Source organism: Acetobacter papayae JCM 25143, assembly GCF_000613285.1.
Classification (GTDB): domain Bacteria; phylum Pseudomonadota; class Alphaproteobacteria; order Acetobacterales; family Acetobacteraceae; genus Acetobacter; species Acetobacter papayae.
This window is the reverse complement of record NZ_BAIN01000008.1, coordinates 45,203-63,544: the sequence shown is the minus strand read 5'-3', so window position 1 is coordinate 63,544 and position 18,342 is coordinate 45,203. Positions and strand designations below refer to the sequence as shown.

Below are 18,342 nucleotides of genomic sequence, written 5' to 3'. Positions count from 1 at the left end.
GAGGAACGAAACACTATGAGCGAGACACTCAATAACCCATCACTCAAGACGGGGCGCAGCTTCGATCTTGGCAAGATGAACCTGCGGCAGCTCTGGGTAGCCTATCTGACTTACCCCACGATTCTGCTGTATTTCGCTCTCATTATCGTAAGTTTCGGCACCGCCGCGCGATACTTTGCGGGCTGGGCTCCGACGCTGATCGCCATTCTGGCGGTCGTAGCCGTTTATCCTCTGGCATGGTACCTGCTGCACCGCTACGTGCTGCACGGCCACCTGCTCTACAAGAACCGCTGGACCGCCAGCCTGTGGAAACGCATCCATTTCGACCACCATCAGGACCCCCACCTGCTTGATGTGCTCTTTGGCGCGCCGGTCACCACCCTGCCCACGATCATCCTCATTACCGCACCAATCGGTTACCTGATTGGCGGAATCGGGGCCTCTGCAACGGCTGTTGGCACGGGCATTACGATCACTTGTATTTACGAATTCTTTCACTGCATCCAGCACCTGAACTACAAACCCCGTTCAGCCTGGATCCAGCGTATGAAAGCCCGCCACGTTCTGCATCACTTCCATGATGAAGACGGCAATTTCGGCATCACCAGCTTTGTGGTCGACCGCATGTTCGGCTCCTACTACCTTGATGCCAAGGCCCGCCCCCGCAGCCCGACCGTGTTCAATCTTGGTTACGACCTGAAACAGGCCGCCCTGTATCCGTGGGTCATGCACCTTACGGGTGCCCCCCCGCGTGACCGGCCCGATGGCGCCCGCCCCGAGAGCAAGCGCGCGTAATGAGCGCATCCACGGCCAGCGCCCCCGTCACCGCTCTTGTGCTGGCGGGTACGCGGCCCGGACGGCCTGATCCGCTGGCACAAATGGCCGGTGTTTCGCACAAGGCACTTCTGCCCATTGGCGGAGTGCCAATGGTACTGAGGGTAATCGCAGCCCTACGGGACGTGCCCGCCATCTCGCGTATAGCCGTGTGTGTGGACTCTCCGCATGTGCTGGCTGACAAACTACCACCCGATATCCTGCTACTTCCCGCACAGCCGGGTGGCCCCAGCGCCAGCGTGCTGGCTGGGCTTGCGCGCTTTGGCACACCACTGCTGGTTACTACGGCCGATAACGCCCTACTACAGGCCGCATGGGTGGAAGAATTTCTCTCCGCCATTCAGCCGCAAAGCGACATGGCGGCCTGTGTCGCCACGCAGGACGCCGTGCAGCGCGCCGTGCCAAACACGCGCCGCACTTATATCCGGCTGGCGGACATGACCTTTTCCGGGTGTAACATGTTCCTGTTCAAAAGCGCCGTTTCGGCCAGAGTGGCTGATCTGTGGCAGCGTGTAGAACAGAACCGCAAAAACCCGCTTCGCGTCGCGCTTGCCCTTGGACCGCTTGTCCTGCTTCGCGCCCTGACTGGCCGCCTGACGCGTGCTGCGCTGTACCGGCGCATTGTAAAACTAACTGGGGCTCAGGCTGAACTGGTTCCCCTGTCAGATGGACGCGCCGCTGTGGATGTGGATAAGCCAGATGACGTCGTGGTGGCCGAGCAACTCGCAGCCGCCCTGCCCCCCATACATATCTGAGGGAATGCGGCGATACGTATCGCCGCATCACCACATTATACCGGCAGTATGGTTTCCAGCAGAGCTGGCACTTCCACCATTGATCCTGCCTGCCATTGCCCGCCTTCTGGTGGTTGCTGGCCATACCCCCATGCCGCGTACACAAATGGGCAGCCTGCCCCCTCCGCCGCGAGCCAGTCTGGCGGCATATCCCCCACCATAACGCTACGATCCGCCTGCCCATGCGCCATGGCAATCGTGCCTAACAGATGGGCGGGATCTGGTTTTTTAACTGCAAAACTGTCCCCACCGCCAACAGCCACAAACAGGTCGGCCACATCCAGCGCATGCAGGATTTCACGCGCCGCCGCCTCAGGCTTGTTGGTGCACACCGCCAGTTCCCAACCCGCATTGCGCAACGCCCGCAGGGCATCCTCCGCCCCCGGAAACAGGCGCGAAAGACGGGTCAGCCGTGGCATATATAACGTCATGAACCGGGCCGCGGCCTCGGCTTCATCCACAACTGGTGCCCGCTCGCCCACCAGACTTCTGGCAGCCGCCAGTGCTTTGGAAACCAGAACCGCCACACCACGCCCTATCATGGTTCTGATCATGGTGTCCGACAGAACAGGCAGACCATAGAAAGCCAGAAGCTCGCGGCAGCTTTCCGCAAGGTCCGGTAGGGAATCCAGCAAGGTCCCATCCATGTCAAAAACCGCCAGTCTGCGTACTGTCATCGCGTGCTGCCTCTTCTGCTTTCAAAAACCTGAAAAACCGCCTTATCCTCGCATGGTATAAACACTGGCGCGAGAGGTTTGACACAGGCTGAGGCTTGTCTTACCGCATGGTTCATGAGCTCTTTTTCCCCCTCCCGCCCTGCCACAGCCGTGCTTCTGGCCGCCGGCCTTGGCACACGCATGAAATCCTCCCGCGCCAAAGCCATGCAGCAGATCGCGGGACTGCCCATGCTTGCGCATCTTCTGGCCAGTGCATCCGCCGTTTTCGACCGGCTGGTTGTCGTAGTCGGCCCCGGCATGGAAGACGTGGCGGAGCTTGTGGCCCCCTACCCGGTTATTATCCAGCATGACCGCCTCGGCACCGCCCATGCCGCCTTGCAGGCCGAAGCCTGCTTTGGCGATGGCGATGTGGCAGTGCTCTATGCCGATAATCCGCTGATTTCAGCCCACACCCTCACCACTTTGCTCGAAGAGCGCCGCAAGCCCGGAGTGGGGCTGGCACTTCTGGCCATGCGCCCGCAAGACCCAGCACGTTACGGGCGCGTACTCGCCCATGAAGGTGAAGTAAGCCGCATTGTGGAATGGGCGGACGCAACCCCTGAAGAGCGCAGTGTGGATTTGTGCAATGCAGGCGTGCTGTGTGCCGATGCTTCAGATTTTCGCCGCTGGCTGAAGGCCGTACGCAACGACAACACCAAGGGGGAATTTTACCTGACGGATGTCGTGGGCCTCGCCGTTGCCGAACAGGGGCGCGTGCGTGCGGTCGAAGCTCCGGAAGATGAACTACGTGGCGTCAATTCCCGTGCGGAACTTGCTTTGGCCGAAGCCGCCATGCAAACCCGCCTGCGTGAAACCGCCATGGCCGAAGGCGTGACACTGGTCGCACCTGAAACCGTTTTCCTATGTGCTGATACCTGCCTGTCCGCCGATGTGCTGATAGAGCCGCATGTCGTGTTCGGCCCCGGCGTTATCGTGCATGAAGGTGCTACCATCCGCTCTTTCAGCCATCTGGAAGGCTGTGAAATCCACGCTGATACGGTTATCGGCCCCTATGCGCGCATTCGCCCCGGCAGCAGCATTGGCGCGGGTTCACGGTTGGCAATTTTGTCGAAATCAAAGCCACGACCATGGGAACAGGGGTGAAGGTCAACCACCTCTCCTATCTGGGCGATTCCCGCGTTGGCAACCGTACCAATATCGGCGCGGGCACCATTACCTGCAATTACGACGGTACCTTCAAGCACAGCACGCTGATCGGGCATGATGTGTTCGTGGGATCGGACTCGGTTCTGGTTGCACCGCTCAACATTGGCGACAATGCACTGATCGGCGCTGGCAGCGTCATTACGGCAGACGTACCGCCTGATGCGCTGGCACTGGGCCGGGCACGGCAGGCCAACAAGCCCGAACAGGGCAAGCGGTACAAGGACATGCTACGAGCAAGGAAGGAAAACGGCTGATGTGTGGGATCTGCGGCGCCACAGGGCTGCGCCACGCGACACCGATCGTATTCGAAGGGCTGCGTCGCCTTGAATATCGTGGCTATGATTCCGCAGGAATCGCCACCCTGTCCAATGGGCAGATCGAGCGCCGCCGGGCGGCAGGCAAGTTGGATAATCTGGCCACCCTGCTCGAACACGAACCGCTGGCTGGCACAACCGGCATCGGGCACACACGCTGGGCCACCCATGGCGCGCCCACCACAGGCAACGCCCACCCGCACGGCACTGCCCGCGTGGCGATCGTGCATAATGGCATTATCGAAAACTTCGAAACCCTGCGACGCGAACTCGAAGCCGCCGGGCAGGTGTTCGAAACCGAAACCGACAGCGAAACCATCGCCCTACTGGTAGACTACCACCTCCAGCGTGGCTTGCTGCCCAAAGAGGCAGCACTGGCCGCGCTACAACGGCTGGAAGGGGCATATGCCATCGCCATGGTGTTTGCTGGCCATGACGGGCTGATGATCGGCGCATGCATAATGCCCCGCTGGCTGTCGGGTATGGCGAGCAAGAAATGTTCCTCGGTTCGGACTCGCTGGCGCTGGCCCCCCTGACACGGCGCATCACCTATATGGAAAACGGTGACTGCGCGATCCTGACCCCTATCGGGCTGAGTTCATCCGTTTTGACGGCACCCCCGTGCAGCGCACCCAGCAGGTCACTACCCTGACGGCAGGGGCCATCGGCAAGGACGGTTACCGCCATTACATGGAAAAGGAACTGCACGAGCATCCGCTGGTGATCGGGCAGACCCTCCAGCGTATGGTTGACCCTGCAACCCGCAAGGTCGTACTGCCTGAACTGCCATTCAGCCTGACGGAGGTGCCGCGCGCCGTCATTACCGCCTGCGGCTCCGCTTTTTATGCGGGCATGGTAGGTCGCTACTGGCTTGAAGAAATCGCCCGCCTGCCGGTTGATATCGATGTTGCCAGCGAACTGCGCTACCGTAACCCACCGCTGGACAAACACTCGCTCGGGCTGCTGATTTCCCAATCAGGAGAAACCGCAGACACGCTGGCAGCCCTGCGCGCCCTGCGCCAGAGTGCCGTCCATATCCTGTCCATACTGAATGTGGAACACAGCACCATGGCGCGCGAAAGCGATGCCATGCTGGGCACCGTGGCGGGTCCTGAAATTTCCGTCGCCTCCACCAAGGCATTCACCGCACAGCTCACCGTTCTGGCCTGCCTAAGCATTGCCATCGCCCGCGCCCGCGGGCAACTCGACCCGCTGCGTGAGGAAGAACTGGTTTCCGCCCTGCTGGACCTGCCCACCCGCGCAGCCGACGCCCTCGCCCAGCAAGACGCCGTACGCGCCATGGCGCGCGTTGTGGCTGAAGCGCGCGACGTGCTTTACCTTGGCCGTGGCAGCCTCTTTCCCGTAGCGATGGAAGGAGCGCTCAAGCTCAAGGAAATTTCCTACATCCACGCCGAGGCCTACGCTGCGGGCGAGATGAAGCACGGCCCCATTTCGCTGATCGACAGTTCCGTGCCAATCGTGGCGAGTGCCCCCTACACACCCTTATTCGACAAAACGCTTTCGAACCTACAGGAAGCCAAGGCCCGCGGTGGCCGCCTGCTGGTGTTTACCGACACCAAAGGAGCAGAGCGCGTTTCAGCCATTGCGGAGCAGATGGTGGTGCTGCCCCATGTGCATGACTTCGTAACCCCGATTGTGCAGGTCATTCCCGTGCAGATGCTCGCTTACGAAGTAGCGATTCTCAAAGGCACGGATGTCGACCAGCCCCGGAACCTCGCAAAATCGGTTACGGTCGAATAACCCCCCGCCTCTGGCGGAGCACTGCCGCAGAGCATCCCTGCACCCATACGGTGCGGGGGCTCAAGCGCCCGCATTTACCGGCCCTGTGCGTTGCGCCATGCAGCGCCCGCGCACTTACTCTCCCCGATAACCCAGCCTGAAAGATACGGCGCGCGCGAGATCAACCGCGTATTCGCCCAGTTTTTCCATGCCATAGCGGCCCAGTTCCGTCTGCGGCAGACTGATCCCTACCCCAGCCACTGCCTGACCGGAATGATCCTTTACGGCTGAGCCGAAGCACCACAGCCCATCGTGAATCTGCTCGTCATCCACCGCGTAGCCACGGTCACGGATTTCGCCCATTTCACGCACCAGCGTTGCAATAGAGCGTATGGCATTGGGGGTCAGCGGTTTGGGCCAGCCTGATACCGGGTGCTGGGCCAGCCATTCGTCAAACGACGCATCATCCATACCAGCCAGCATGGCATTGCCTGTCGCTGTAAAAATGGCAGGCAGGCGCATACCCACCCGAAACGACGCCCCAAGAACCATCGCGCTGTTCCGGCAGGCCAGATACACGACATCCGCCCCTTCGAGCATGGTGAGCGTGATGGTAAACGAATCCAGATCGGGGCGGGTTTCGAGCGCGTGGTAGAACTCAGCCACCAGATCGCGCTTTTCGGTTACGTCCCCTGCCCAATCAAGCAGACGTGTACCCAACCGGTATCCCTGCGCCGCGTTCTTGTCCAGCAGCTCAAGCTCCACCATCACGGCCAGCAATCCGTGGGCTGTACTGCGCGGTAAATCAAGCTGGCGGGCAATATCCGCCGCCAGAGGAGGCCTGCTGGCAGCACGCACAAGATCAAGAATGCGGACGGCTCGGCGCAGGGCTGGAACCGTATCCTGTGGAGTAGACATGCTTTTCTTATTTTCCTTGTTGACAGGAGAGGCCCGTCTCTTCATATTCAGAATACAGGATCAAGTTCAATATAATGAACAACAAAAATCAGAACACGATCTTGCCGCGCAGAGGCATGGTGGAAGCCTGAAAAAAGAACCCGTAACAGGGCAGCAGGCTTCCACCCTCTGATTACGCATCATCCCTCGCACCCTGTCTGCTATTCGGCTACATGGAATATTCCTCCTGCCACAAATGTAGCAAAAGGACAGCCTCTTGACTTGTGTGTATGATTTCACCCTGCCCTCTCTTGAAGGCGGAACCATTGATCTGGGCGCTTATCGCGGTCGCCCGGTGCTTCTTGCCAATACCGCATCGCTCTGCGGCTTCACGCCCCAATATGAAGGCCTGCAAGCGCTGTGGACCCAGTACCATAAAGCCGGGCTGGTTGTTATTGGCATTCCCAGCAATGACTTTGGCCGACAGGAGCCGGGGTCGTCCGAAGAAATTTCCGGCTTTTGCCAGCGCAATTATGGCGTTGCCTTTCCCATGGCAGCACGCAGCACGGTACGCGGGGCCGACACCATTGCGCTGTTCCGGTGGCTGGACAGCGACCTCGGTTTTCTGGCTAAGCCGCGGTGGAATTTTTATAAATATCTGACGGATCGCCACGGCCTACCCGCAGCATGGTTCAGCAGCCTGACACCGCCCACAGCCTGGCGCGTGCGCAAGGCTGTAGAGCGGGTGCTGAAAAACGCCTAACGCGGCACCAGAACGCCGTCGCGCAGGGTCACCACCCGGTCCATGCGCGGCAGCAGTTCTTCGTTATGGGTTGCAACCAGTGCAGCCAACCCTTTCTGCCGCACGGCATCCAGCAGTTCCGTAAAAACGGCATCTGCGGTGCGCACGTCCAGATTGCCAGTCGGCTCATCCGCCAGCAGCAGAGCCGGTGCATTAGCCAGCGCACGGGCTATGGCCACACGCTGCTGCTCACCCCCTGACAGCTTGCCCGGCAGGTGCCCCACCCGGTGTGAGAGACCAAACATGCCCAGCAGGCGTTCGGCCTCTGCCCGCGCCTGCCCCTTGGGCTTGCCCGCGATCATCTGGGGTAGCATCACGTTCTCACGCGCGCTGAATTCTCCGAGCAGGTGATGGAACTGGTATACAAAACCAATCCGGTCACGCCGCAGCGCCGTGCGCCCGGCCTCCGCCATGCCACGGGTGGACTGGCCGCAAATGACGATATCGCCATTATCCGGTGTATCCAGCAGACCCGCCAGATGCAGGAGGGTCGATTTACCTGTGCCGGACGGCGCTACCAACGCCACGATTTCCCCCGCATGCAGGGTCAGCTCCGCTCCACGGAGCACGGGGAGGACATCGTTATCACCACTGCGGTAGTTTTTCTCCACACCACGCAGCGACAGCACGGTCGTCTCACTCATGGCGCAGGGCCTCCACCGGGTCGGTTTTCGCGGCACGCCATGAGGGGTACAGCGTGGCCAGCAGCGAGAGGCCAAGCGCCATCACGATCACTTCCGCCACCTGCCCCCACACCAGCTTGGCCGGCAGATGTTCAAGGTAATACACTTCGGGGTTGAACAGGTTGGTGCCTGTCAGCTTCTGCAATGCCTGCCTGATCCGCTCGATATTCACGCAGAACACCACACCAAGCAGCGTTCCCGCCACGGTGCCGCTCACCCCGACAAAGGCTCCGCACATCAGAAAAATCCGCATGATGGCACCGCGGCTCGCCCCTAGTGTGCGCAGGACGGCAATATCTGCGGTCTTGTCCTTGACCATCATGATCAGCGAGGAAATGACATTGAAGGCTGCCACCAGAATGATCAGCGTCAGGATCAGGAACATGACATTCTGTTCCACCTGAACCGCGCCAAACAGGGCGTTATTGGCATTGGTCCAGTCCATGACCCGCAGGCCCGGATCAGCCAGAGCCCGGCTGATTGCCAGCGTGACTGGCCGCACATGCTCGGGGTCATCCGTCATGACCATGATCTGCGTGACCTGCCCGGGCATCTGGAAATATACCTGCGCCGCCTGCATGGGGAGAAACACCACGCTGGAATTGTAGTCATTCACCCCGCATCAAAAATCGCCACGACATGGTAGGTTTTGACACGCGGCACTGTGCCAAAGGCCGTTGCCGCGCCATCGGGTGAAACAAGGGTTACACCTGAACCCACCATAAGCCCGGCGCGCTCGGCCAGTGTCACCCCGACCACGATGGAATCATCACCGCCGAAATCGTTCAGTGATCCCGCCACCAGCGAGGAACTGACAGCCGTAAGCCCCTGCAAGCCCTGTGGGGTCATACCATGCACGACAGCACCGGTATTATACCCACCACGCTCAGCAGCACCTGGCCTTCGATCATGGGGGTAGCCCCCACAACACCGGGCACCTTGCGCACTTTTTCCGCCGCTGTTTCGTAAGCGCTGATGGTACGACCTGAACCATAGACGGTCAGATCGCCATTGAGCCCCAGTATGCGGCCCATCAGATCAGCCTGAAAGCCGTTCATCACCGCCATGACGATAATTAGCGTGGCAACGCCAAGAGCAATACCGATGAGTGAGAAAATGGCGATGATCGAAACAAAACGTTCGCCCCGCCGAGCACGGAGGTAACGGCCCGCCACCGCGCGCTCAAAGGGGCCAAACATACCGCTTAACCAGCCAGAACCAGAGCCAGCGCATCGTCTATCGCCAGCTCCTGCCGCTCGCCCGTGGCGCGGCGCTTGAGTTCCACCTGCCCGGCCTTGGCACCACGCGGCCCCACGACAATCTGCCACGGGTGGCCCATAAGGTCGGCATCCGCAAACTTCACGCCTGCACGCTCCGGCCTATCATCATACAGGAAGGCATCGGGGGCAGCCGCGTAAATCCGCTCGCACAGCGCATCGCACAGTTCATCGCCCGATTTCAGGTTCAGGATAGCCGCCTTGAACGGCGCAATGGAATCCGGCCAGATAATACCGTTCTCGTCATGGCTGGCCTCGATAATGGCCCCCGCCAGACGGGACACGCCAATGCCGTAAGACCCCATTTCCGGGTGGAGTTTGTTGCCATCCGGCCCGGCAATGCTGATATCCATCGCCTCGGTATATTTCGTGCCGAAGTAGAAAATATGCCCGACTTCCACGCCACGGCCTTCGCGGCGGCGCTCTACCGGCACATTCTCCCATGCGGCGGTGTCGTGCATTTCATCCGTTGCCGCATACGGCGTGGTCACACGGTTGAAAAAGGCTTCCAGCTCCGCCGGGCTGTTTACGTCAACCGGTTCATCCAGCCAGTCCTGCTCTTCCAGCGCGGCGTCATAAAACACGCCGCTTTCACCCGTAGGGGCCAGAATCAGGAATTCATGGCTGAGTTCACCGCCAATGGGGCCGGTATCAGCGCGCATGGGCACCGCCTGCACGCCCAAACGCTGGAATGTCCGCAGATAAGACAGCAGCATGCGCCGATAGGTCGCAACAGCGCCAGCATAGTCGACATCGAAGCTATAGGCGTCTTTCATCAGGAACTCACGCCCGCGCATGACCCCGAAGCGGGGCCGCACTTCATCGCGGAATTTCCACTGGATGTGATACAGTGCCTGCGGCAGTTCCTTGTAGGATTTAACGGACTGACCAAACAGGTCCGTAATCATTTCCTCATTGGTCGGACCGTACAGCAGTTCGCGCTTGTGCCGGTCCTGAATACGCAGCATTTCCGGTCCGTAGGCATCGTAACGGCCCGAGCGCCGCCACAGATCGGCAGATTGCAGGGTGGGCATAAGCACTTCCTGCGCATCAATGCGGTTCTGTTCCTCACGCACGATCTGGCTGATATTGCGCAGCACACGCAGGCCAGCAGGCAGCCAGGCATAGATACCAGACGCCGTCTGGCGGATCAGCCCTGCGCGCAGCATGAGCCTGTGCGAGACGATCTGCGCCTCTGCAGGGTTTTCCTTAAGCGTGGGAATGAAGCTGCGCGAAAGACGCATGGTCGGTTATGCCCTGTACGATGAACGCTCCCCTGAGTGGGAACATCCCGGAATGATTGATCCTGTTTTCTGCTCTAGAACAGCAAACGCCCAAAGGAAACCCGCGATGGGCCTCCTTCGGGCGAATGATGTTGTCATACCACCTCAGACGCGCAGCAGATGCACATCCACCAGCGGGCGTTTTTGCAGCTTGCGGCCCAGAGCACGACGCAGCGCGGTTTTGGCAGCATCGCGGAACGTGCTGTCCTCATTACGCAGTTCATCGGGGATGATATCCAGCGCATTGGCGAATTCCTCGCGCACGCGCACGCTTTCCAGATCATCCGGCTCAAGCAGCCCCGGTGCACTCACCTTGGGGTCGCCAATAACAAAGCCTTCCTCATCCACCGCGAAGCTGCCGATAACGATACCGTTGAACAGCATCTTGCGCCGCGCCGCCAGCACGCCACCGTTCATGGACAGCAGACGCCCCGCATCAAGCGCCAGACGGCCCGTGGGGGCTGTATCCACCACCTCGACCCGGCCCGGAGCAAGCTGCAGGATATCACCATCCTCCAGCAGCACCGGCGTAATGCCGGCTTCCTGCGCCAGAGCGGCCTGTGCCGTCAGGTGGCGCCATTCGCCGTGCACCGGCACAACATGCTGCGGGCGCAGCAGGTCATACATCTTGCGCACATCGCCACCCGTTGCATGGCCGGACACATGCACAAAGCGTTCACGGTCGGTAATAACCGTAACACCCCGGCGTGCCAGATTATCCTGCACGGCCATGATGGCGCGCTCGTTGCCCGGAATCATACGGCTGGAATAAATGACCGTATCACCCTCACCCAGCGAGATATTCGGGTGTTCGTCGATCGAAATACGGGAAAGCGCCGAGCGGGGCTCGCCCTGACTGCCGGTGATGATCATCAGCAGCTTGTCATCGGGCACGTCGTTCACGTCCTGCTCGCTCAGGAACGGCAGAACACCCGACAGATAGCCACATTCACGCGCGGCGGTATCGAGGTTGCGCAGGGAGCGCCCGACCAGCACCACCGTACGGCCTGCTGCCTGTGCTGCCATGGCAATGGTTTCAACACGCGCCACGTTGGAGGCAAAGCAGGTAACCGCAATACGGCCCTTAAGCTCCCCCACCAGTTCCGTCATGCTACGGCGCACTTCGGATTCAGACTGCGAAGGGCCGGGCTTCATGACGTTCGTGCTGTCGCACACAAGTGCCAGCACGCCTTCACGGCCGATTTCCTCAAGCCGGTTCAGGTCTGTCGCGGGGCCAACCAGCGGCTCGGGATCGAACTTCCAGTCACCCGTATGCACCACGATACCCGCAGGTGTGCGCAGCACCATGGACTGTGCCTCGGGCACCGAATGCGTTACGGGCACGAATTCGATATCGAACGGGCCGACATTGAAACGGCTGCCGGGCATGACAACCTTGATCGGCACATCGTTCAGCCGCGCTTCCGCCAGCTTGCGGCGCAGCACGGCCGCCGCGAACGGCGTGACGTAAACCGGGCATTCGAGCATGGGCCACATATGGGCAACAGCGCCAATATGGTCTTCATGCGCGTGAGTGATAACCAGCCTGCGAGGCTGTTTTTCCGTTCCACGATAAAGGCCGGGTCCGGCACCAGAATTTCAGCTTCCGGGGTGTCGTTCCCGCTGAAACCAATGCCGCAGTCAATGGCAAGCCATGTATCGCCCAGACGATACAGGTTCAGGTTCATGCCGATCTCGCCCGTTCCACCCAAGGGCAGAAAGGCAGATCGCCGTTTTGTCCTGTCATAATGTCGTTTTATCCTTCAGTCAGAAAATCTCGTTCTACAGTCAGTTTTGGCAGGGGATTGCGCCCCGCCAGCAAGCGCAGCCCGTTCAGGGTCAACATTGAATCCACATGGTCGAAAATAGTCGTTCCCTCCGAGAAGAGCGGAGCCAGACCGCCGGTCGCGAGCACCTTCATGGGCCCCACTTCCCGCCTGATCCTCTCGACGATCCCCTCGATCAAACCAACATACCCCCAGAACACACCCGACCGCATGGCCGAAACCGTATTGCGCCCGATGGCCGAATCTCCCACCGGACGCCCAATGCCAATGCGGGGCAAACGGGCCGCCGCCTGATGCAGCGCCTCAACCGATAGATTGATACCCGGCGCGATCACCCCACCGCAATAGCTGCCTTCACGGTCTACTACGTCAAATGTCGTAGCTGTGCCAAAATCGATAACGGTCAATGGCCCACCATAGTTGTGGTGCGCGGCCAGACCGTTCAAGAGACGGTCAACACCCACCTCGTCCGGGTTATCCACCAGAATGGAGAACCCCCAGTCCAGTCGGGCGGAAGCCAGAAGTGGCTCGACCGCAAACCACTGGCGGCACAATGTTCTGAGATGATAAAGGGCGGCGGGCACGACGGTGCCGATCACGGCCCCTTTGACGTCGGCAGGGCTCAGCCCCTGTGTGCGCAGCAAAGCCAGCAGCCACACGGCATACTCGTCAGACGTGCGCTGCGCCTGCATGGTAATGCGCCACACGCCCCGCCATTTTTCCGCGTCATGCACAGCAAACACAACATTGGTGTTCCCGGCATCAATGACGAGCAGCAACCCTAGCCTCTCCCTTCCGCAAGCAGGATATCACCTGTTGCGATCACTTTTGTGCCCGCAACCGTGTCCAGCAGCAGGCGTCCATCCGCCGTCAGCCCGGCGAAGCGCCCTTCCTCATAAGTACTCGCGCCCCTGACGACAAGAGGCGTTCCAGGCGGGTGCGCCCTTTCTAGCCATGCAAGACGCAGAGATTCAAAGCCTTCCCTGCGCCATATATCGCACCACTGGCCCAGCCGCGCCAGCACCGCGCGCGCGACATCTTCGACATCACCCACCGGACCGCACTGAGCAAGACAGGCGGTTCCCTGACCGGTCAGGGCCTGATCCGGAGCCGCCTGAAGGTTGGCCCCCATGCCGATCACCAGCCTCTCGCCTTCCCGCTCGATCAGAATGCCGCCGAGCTTGCGCCCGTCGAGCAGAATATCGTTCGGCCATTTTATGCTCAGCCGCACACGGGCCGCAGGCACGCTGTCAACAAGGCCATCATAAAACGCAAGGGAGGCGGCAAAAGGCCAGCCCCCCAGCGCATCCTGCTGCGTAACGCCTGCATCAAGCAGAACAGATAGGGCAAGACTTTGCCCGGAATCCAGCCATTGCCGCCCCCGGCTGCCACGTCCCTTGCTCTGCCGTCTGGCCAGAACCGCCAGACCACTGGGCTCACCTGCCTGAGCCGCTCCATGCAGTAATCAGAGGTCGATGTCAGTTCCTCGTGGCACTCAAGCCGCCACGGCCATGCCGGGTTACTCATCCGACCAGCGCAATCGCAGCCTGATGTGCGAAGGACAGAATCGGCCCCAGCACGGCAATGAACAGAACCGTGGCCAGACCCATACCGCCCGATACCAGCAGCAGACCCGGCGCGGGCCGGTCCAACGCCTGATCCGGTGCATCAAAATACATCACCTTGACAATGCGCAGGTAATAATAGGCACCGACAATGCTTGCCGCAGCCCCCACCGCCACCAGCGGATACTGGCCAGCCTGCCAGGCGGCAGCAAACACCAGAAATTTGCCAAAGAACCCGGCCAGAGGGGGAGCCCCCACCATGCTGAACATAAAAATGGCCAGCGCCAGCGCCATGCCGGGGTCTGTCTTGCCCAGCCCGGCGAGGTCGGCAATGCCGTTCACCTCACGCCCGTTACGGCGCATGGCCGCAATACAGCCAAATGTCCCCGCATTCATGATCAGATACGCGCTCAGATAGACCAGAGTAGCCTGCAATCCGGCCATGGAAGCCGCTGCCAGCCCCATAAGGGCATACCCCATATGCCCAATGGAAGAATACGCCATCAGCCGCTTGATGTTGGTCTGCGGAATAGCCGCAAACGCACCATACACCATGGACAGGATCGAGACTGTTTCAATCAGGATCTGCCAGCGCGGCGCCACGGCCCCAAACGGCCCGGCCATAACGCGCAGGAACAGCGCGAAAGCGGCAAATTTGGGAGCCCCCGCCATATAAGCCGTCACGGGCGTAGGCGCACCCTGATAGACATCGGGTGTCCACATATGGAACGGCACCATCGACAGCTTGAAGCACAGCCCAACCAGTACAAAGACAATGCCCACAACAAGCCCCATGGGCGGTATGGCAGCGGAACGCACGGCTTCGATCAGGCCGGTATATTCCATGGTGCCTGCAAAACCATACACCAGCGAAATGCCGTAAAGCAGCAGACCAGAAGCCAGAGAGCCCAGAATGAAATATTTCAGCCCGGCTTCTGACGACAGGACATTATCCCGCTCCAGCGCGCATAGAATGTAAATGGACAGCGATGACAGCTCCAGCCCCACAAACAGCGTCATGAGATTGGCGGAGGACGCCATAATCATCGCCCCCAGCGTGGAAAACAGGATCAGCACCGGGGCCTCAAACGGCAGGGTTCGCTGTTCGCGCGTGCGGTAGCCGGCACCCAGCACTACAGCGACCAAAGCCCCCGCCAGAACCAGAATTTTCATGAAACGGGCAAAACCGTCATTAACAAACGTGCCCGCGTAGCCATGACCCTGCGGGCATACCAGCACCAGCACCATGCAACCCAGCAGCGCGGCACCACTCAGCACCGTGGCGGGCAGAAACCCCTCCCCCTTGGGTTGCAGAACAACCCCGGCCAGAATGACAACACCCGCCAGCGCCAGCGCGATTTCCGGGAGGGCAATCGCCCAGTTGAAGGAAGACACACCCATCACGCAGCACTCCGCAGAGGAAAGCAGGGAACAGAAATCAGGTCACAACCAGACATGGCACTCATCCACACAGGGCCACGGTGAGCAGCACCACAAGCCCCCCAAGCATGCTGAAGGCGTATAGAGCGAGCGAGCCAGTCTGCAACCGAACAGCCTGCACGGCGCTTTCGCGCGTGGCGCGCACCGCATCGAGCGGCATGCCTTCGACCACGCCCTCCTCGCCACCTTTCCAGAGCGCACGCGCCAGAACTGCGTAGGGGCGCACGAAAATGAAATCGTACAGCTCGTCAAAATACCATTTGTTGAGCAGGAAGCGGTAAACCGGCCACAGAGCCTGTGCCAGCCGTGCAGGCAGGGTTGGCACGAGTTTGTAGAAAACAAACGCCAGCGCAATGCCCGCAATGCCCGCCAGCGAGGGCAGTAGGGCGATCAGCCCGGAGCCTGCTCAAGCCGCTCCATAATAAAATTGCCCGGTGCGTTAAAAATGGCACCATTCCAGAATGCAGCTTGATGCGCACCGATATAGAACGGGGCCAGCAGCAGCCCGGCAAAAACAGCACCAACAGACAGGCAGACAAGCGGCACGGTCATAATGGCAGGGCTTTCATGCGCGGCTTCCAGCGCGTGAGCATCCGCCGCATGGCCATGGAATACCAGCAGGATCAGACGCCAGCTATAGAAGGCCGTCAGGAAGGCCGTTACCGTGCCCAGCACCCAACCGTAATGGCTCCATGAGTCACCCGAAACCCATAGCGCGTTGAGAATGGCATCCTTCGACCAGTATCCCGCGAACGGAAACACGCCAGCCAGAGCCAGACTACCAATCCACACCACGGCGTAGGTCAGTGGCAGCTTTTTCCACAACCCGCCCATGCGGAACATATCCTGCTCATCATGCATGGCATGAATAACCGAGCCTGCGGCAAGGAACAGTAGCGCCTTGAAAAAGGCATGGGTTGTCAGGTGGAAAACAGCCGCCTGATAGGCACCCACCCCGATAGCCGCGAACATGTAGCCAAGCTGCGAGCAGGTGGAATAGGCAATGGTGCGTTTGATATCAGGCTGCACCATGCCCACCGTTGCCGCGAAAAAGCAGGTGCTCGCGCCAATCAGCACCACAAACCCGCGCGTGCCGGGTGCAAACTCCAGCAGTGGAGACATACGGGCCATCAGGAATACGCCTGCCGTCACCATCGTTGCAGCATGGATCAGGGCGGAAACCGGCGTGGGGCCTTCCATCGCATCCGGCAACCATGTGTGCAGGAACAGCTGGGCCGATTTGCCCATGGCCCCTACAAACAGCAGGAAGCAGATAACCTCCAGCACCCGCACCTGCACGCCACACACCGTATAGGTAGCCAGCAATACCTGCGGCACGGTCGCGAACACTGCATCGTACTGCACCGTGTGGAACACGACGTAAATCAGCCCGATCCCGACGATGAAGAACAGATCCGCCACGCGGTTAACCACAAAAGCCTTGATGGCAGCGGCGGTTGCTGCCGGGCGGTCATACCAGTAGCCAATCAGCAGGTAACTCGCCAGACCAACGCCTTCCCACCCGAAGAACAACTGCACCAGATCATTGGACGAAACCAGCATGAGCATGGCGAAGGTGAAAAGCGACAGATAGGAAAAGAAACGATACGCAGGCATGGTTTCGTGGCTCATGTATCCCACGCTGTACACATGCACGAGCAGGGAAACCGAAAGCACCATGGCCACCATGGTTACGGACAGCGTATCGAACCGCAGGGTCCATGTCGCTTCGAAACCACCCGCGTTCACCCACTCCGCCAGCGGCAGGCTCAAATGCGGAAAGCCCTGCCCCCATGCGCCACACAGGGCACCAACGCCGCACAGCGTTGCCACCCCCATGCACACAAGGGTTACGGCCTTGGCCAGGGCATCGCCCATCAGCCGTCCGCCAAGCCCCGCCACCACTGCTCCGGCCAAGGGGGCCAGAACAGCCACGGAAAACAGGTTGAGATCAGTGTGCATGGCCGCTCAGCCCTTCATCATCGTGACATCTTCAACCTGGATGGACCCACGGTTACGGAAATAGACCGTTACAATGGCCAGGCCGATTGCCGCTTCAGCGGCTGCAATCGTCAACACGAACAGAACCATGACCTGTCCGGACAAATCTCCCAGTGCGGATGAAAACGCGACCAGATTGAGATTGGCCGAAAGCAGGATCAGCTCCATCGCCATCAGCATCACGATGATATTTTTACGGTTAAGGAAAATACCGAACACTCCGAGCACCAACAAAGCAGCGCTGACAAAGAGGTAAGGCCCCAGCCCTATGGCATCGATCGCGGCGTTCATGCGCCCTTCTCCCTGTTGCTGGCGGCATCGTCCTGTGGGTTTTCAGGCACAAGACCGTAGGAGCCCGGCACGGCAATTTCGTTGTAAGACGCCTTGGGGCGGAGGAAACCACCCCGGTCGGCAACGCTCTCACCCAGTTCGAGGTCCAGCATTTCAAGTGTATCCGCGCGTGTGCGGGCATGCTGACGGGTAATGTTCTGCCGCCGCCCCGTAGTTTTTTCACGCAGGGTCAGCGTAATGGCGCCAATCATGGCCACCAGCAGCACCAGACCGCAGGCCTGAAACAGCAGCACGTAATGGGTATAGATAAGCCCGCCCAAAGCCGCCGTGTTGGTCAGCCCCGGTGCGGCCAGAGGAGCCGCCCGGCCGGGAGCCATTTCCCAATGGCTGAAGGCAAGCACCAGTTCGGCAAACAGCACGCCCCCAACACACCCACCCAGAGGGGCGTATTTCTGAAACCCTTCGCGGAGCTGCCCGAAATCGACATCAAGCATCATCACCACAAACAGGAACAGCACCGCCACCGCGCCCACATAGACAATCACCAGCAGCATGGCCAGAAACTCGGCCCCCGCCACCAGAAACAGGCCTGATGCGTTAAAAAACGCAAGGATGAGAAACAGCACCGAATGAACCGGGTTGCGTGCCGTAATGACCATGACAGCCGAAAACAGCAGCACGGCGGTAAAGATATAAAAAACAAGCTGCGCCATCATGGGCTGACCTCCTGCCGCGTCACGCGTTGCATCTG

The 18,342-nt window shown here is 60.1% G+C and carries 11 protein-coding genes and 6 pseudogenes; 5 read left to right on the top strand and 12 right to left on the bottom strand.

The features are described from left to right. The first annotated feature begins 15 nt into the window (after positions 1 to 15). Both JCM25143_RS03775 and JCM25143_RS03770 read left to right on the top strand, forming a co-directional pair. Positions 16 to 795: a sterol desaturase family protein gene (locus tag JCM25143_RS03775; RefSeq protein ID WP_025860075.1), complete on the top strand. Its 780-nt coding sequence runs from the start codon at positions 16 to 18 to the stop codon at positions 793 to 795. Beyond that, entirely contained in the window at positions 795 to 1,589 is a 795-nt protein-coding gene (locus JCM25143_RS03770) for a nucleotidyltransferase family protein (RefSeq protein WP_025860074.1), read from the top strand. Before JCM25143_RS03775 ends, JCM25143_RS03770 begins: the two co-directional genes overlap by 1 nt. Positions 1,590 to 1,624: 35 nt before the next feature. Here JCM25143_RS03770 and JCM25143_RS03765 read toward each other — a convergent pair whose 3' ends face one another. Then, complete coding sequence (locus JCM25143_RS03765; RefSeq protein ID WP_025860073.1) at positions 1,625 to 2,305, bottom strand: HAD hydrolase-like protein; 681 nt, start codon at positions 2,303 to 2,305, stop codon at positions 1,625 to 1,627. Between the two features lie 114 nt (positions 2,306 to 2,419). On the opposite strand from JCM25143_RS03765, the pseudogene glmU reads away from it, so the two are divergent. Continuing rightward, positions 2,420 to 3,765, top strand: a pseudogene (glmU, locus tag JCM25143_RS16620) (bifunctional UDP-N-acetylglucosamine diphosphorylase/glucosamine-1-phosphate N-acetyltransferase GlmU). Beyond that, a pseudogene (gene glmS, locus JCM25143_RS16615) lies at positions 3,765 to 5,586 on the top strand (glutamine--fructose-6-phosphate transaminase (isomerizing)). The pseudogenes glmU and glmS overlap by 1 nt, the downstream one beginning before the upstream one ends. A gap of 114 nt (positions 5,587 to 5,700) precedes the next feature. Here the strand turns inward: glmS and JCM25143_RS03750 are convergent. Next, positions 5,701 to 6,483, bottom strand: a complete 783-nt coding sequence (locus JCM25143_RS03750; RefSeq protein ID WP_025860072.1) for an IclR family transcriptional regulator — start codon at positions 6,481 to 6,483, stop codon at positions 5,701 to 5,703. 256 nt (positions 6,484 to 6,739) lie between these two features. Here JCM25143_RS03750 and JCM25143_RS03740 point away from each other — a divergent pair, with 256 nt between their 5' ends. Then, positions 6,740 to 7,225 (top strand): glutathione peroxidase, encoded by a 486-nt coding sequence (locus tag JCM25143_RS03740; RefSeq protein ID WP_025860071.1) that lies wholly within the window; start codon positions 6,740 to 6,742, stop codon positions 7,223 to 7,225. Here the strand turns inward: JCM25143_RS03740 and JCM25143_RS03735 are convergent. The 10 genes and pseudogenes from JCM25143_RS03735 to JCM25143_RS03690 all read right to left on the bottom strand — a co-directional run bounded on the left by JCM25143_RS03735 (position 7,222) and on the right by JCM25143_RS03690 (position 18,307). Next, positions 7,222 to 7,908 (bottom strand): ABC transporter ATP-binding protein, encoded by a 687-nt coding sequence (locus tag JCM25143_RS03735; RefSeq protein ID WP_025860070.1) that lies wholly within the window; start codon positions 7,906 to 7,908, stop codon positions 7,222 to 7,224. The two genes, JCM25143_RS03740 and JCM25143_RS03735, sit on opposite strands and share 4 nt — an antisense overlap. After that, positions 7,901 to 9,146, bottom strand: a pseudogene (locus JCM25143_RS16610) (lipoprotein-releasing ABC transporter permease subunit). The gene JCM25143_RS03735 and the pseudogene JCM25143_RS16610 overlap by 8 nt, the downstream one beginning before the upstream one ends. 5 nt (positions 9,147 to 9,151) lie before the next feature. Continuing rightward, positions 9,152 to 10,468: a proline--tRNA ligase gene (proS, locus tag JCM25143_RS03725; RefSeq protein WP_025860069.1), complete on the bottom strand. Its 1,317-nt coding sequence runs from the start codon at positions 10,466 to 10,468 to the stop codon at positions 9,152 to 9,154. A gap of 144 nt (positions 10,469 to 10,612) precedes the next feature. After that, a pseudogene (locus JCM25143_RS16605) lies at positions 10,613 to 12,254 on the bottom strand (ribonuclease J). A gap of 9 nt (positions 12,255 to 12,263) precedes the next feature. Further along, positions 12,264 to 13,073, bottom strand: a complete 810-nt coding sequence (locus tag JCM25143_RS03715; RefSeq protein ID WP_025860068.1) for a type III pantothenate kinase — start codon at positions 13,071 to 13,073, stop codon at positions 12,264 to 12,266. Positions 13,074 to 13,075: 2 nt separating this feature from the next. After that, positions 13,076 to 13,821 (bottom strand): annotated as a pseudogene (locus JCM25143_RS16600) (biotin--[acetyl-CoA-carboxylase] ligase). After that, positions 13,818 to 15,260 (bottom strand): NADH-quinone oxidoreductase subunit NuoN, encoded by a 1,443-nt coding sequence (gene nuoN, locus JCM25143_RS03705; protein ID WP_025860067.1) that lies wholly within the window; start codon positions 15,258 to 15,260, stop codon positions 13,818 to 13,820. The pseudogene JCM25143_RS16600 and the gene nuoN overlap by 4 nt, the downstream one beginning before the upstream one ends. Before the next feature lie 61 nt (positions 15,261 to 15,321). Continuing rightward, a pseudogene (nuoL, locus tag JCM25143_RS16595) lies at positions 15,322 to 17,261 on the bottom strand (NADH-quinone oxidoreductase subunit L). Positions 17,262 to 17,267: 6 nt separating this feature from the next. Further along, a complete protein-coding gene (gene nuoK, locus JCM25143_RS03695) occupies positions 17,268 to 17,591 on the bottom strand; it encodes an NADH-quinone oxidoreductase subunit NuoK (protein ID WP_035370430.1) in 324 nt (107 codons plus the stop codon). After that, entirely contained in the window at positions 17,588 to 18,307 is a 720-nt protein-coding gene (locus tag JCM25143_RS03690; protein WP_025860065.1) for an NADH-quinone oxidoreductase subunit J, read from the bottom strand. The genes nuoK and JCM25143_RS03690 overlap by 4 nt, the downstream gene beginning before the upstream one ends. Positions 18,308 to 18,342 lie beyond the last annotated feature (35 nt).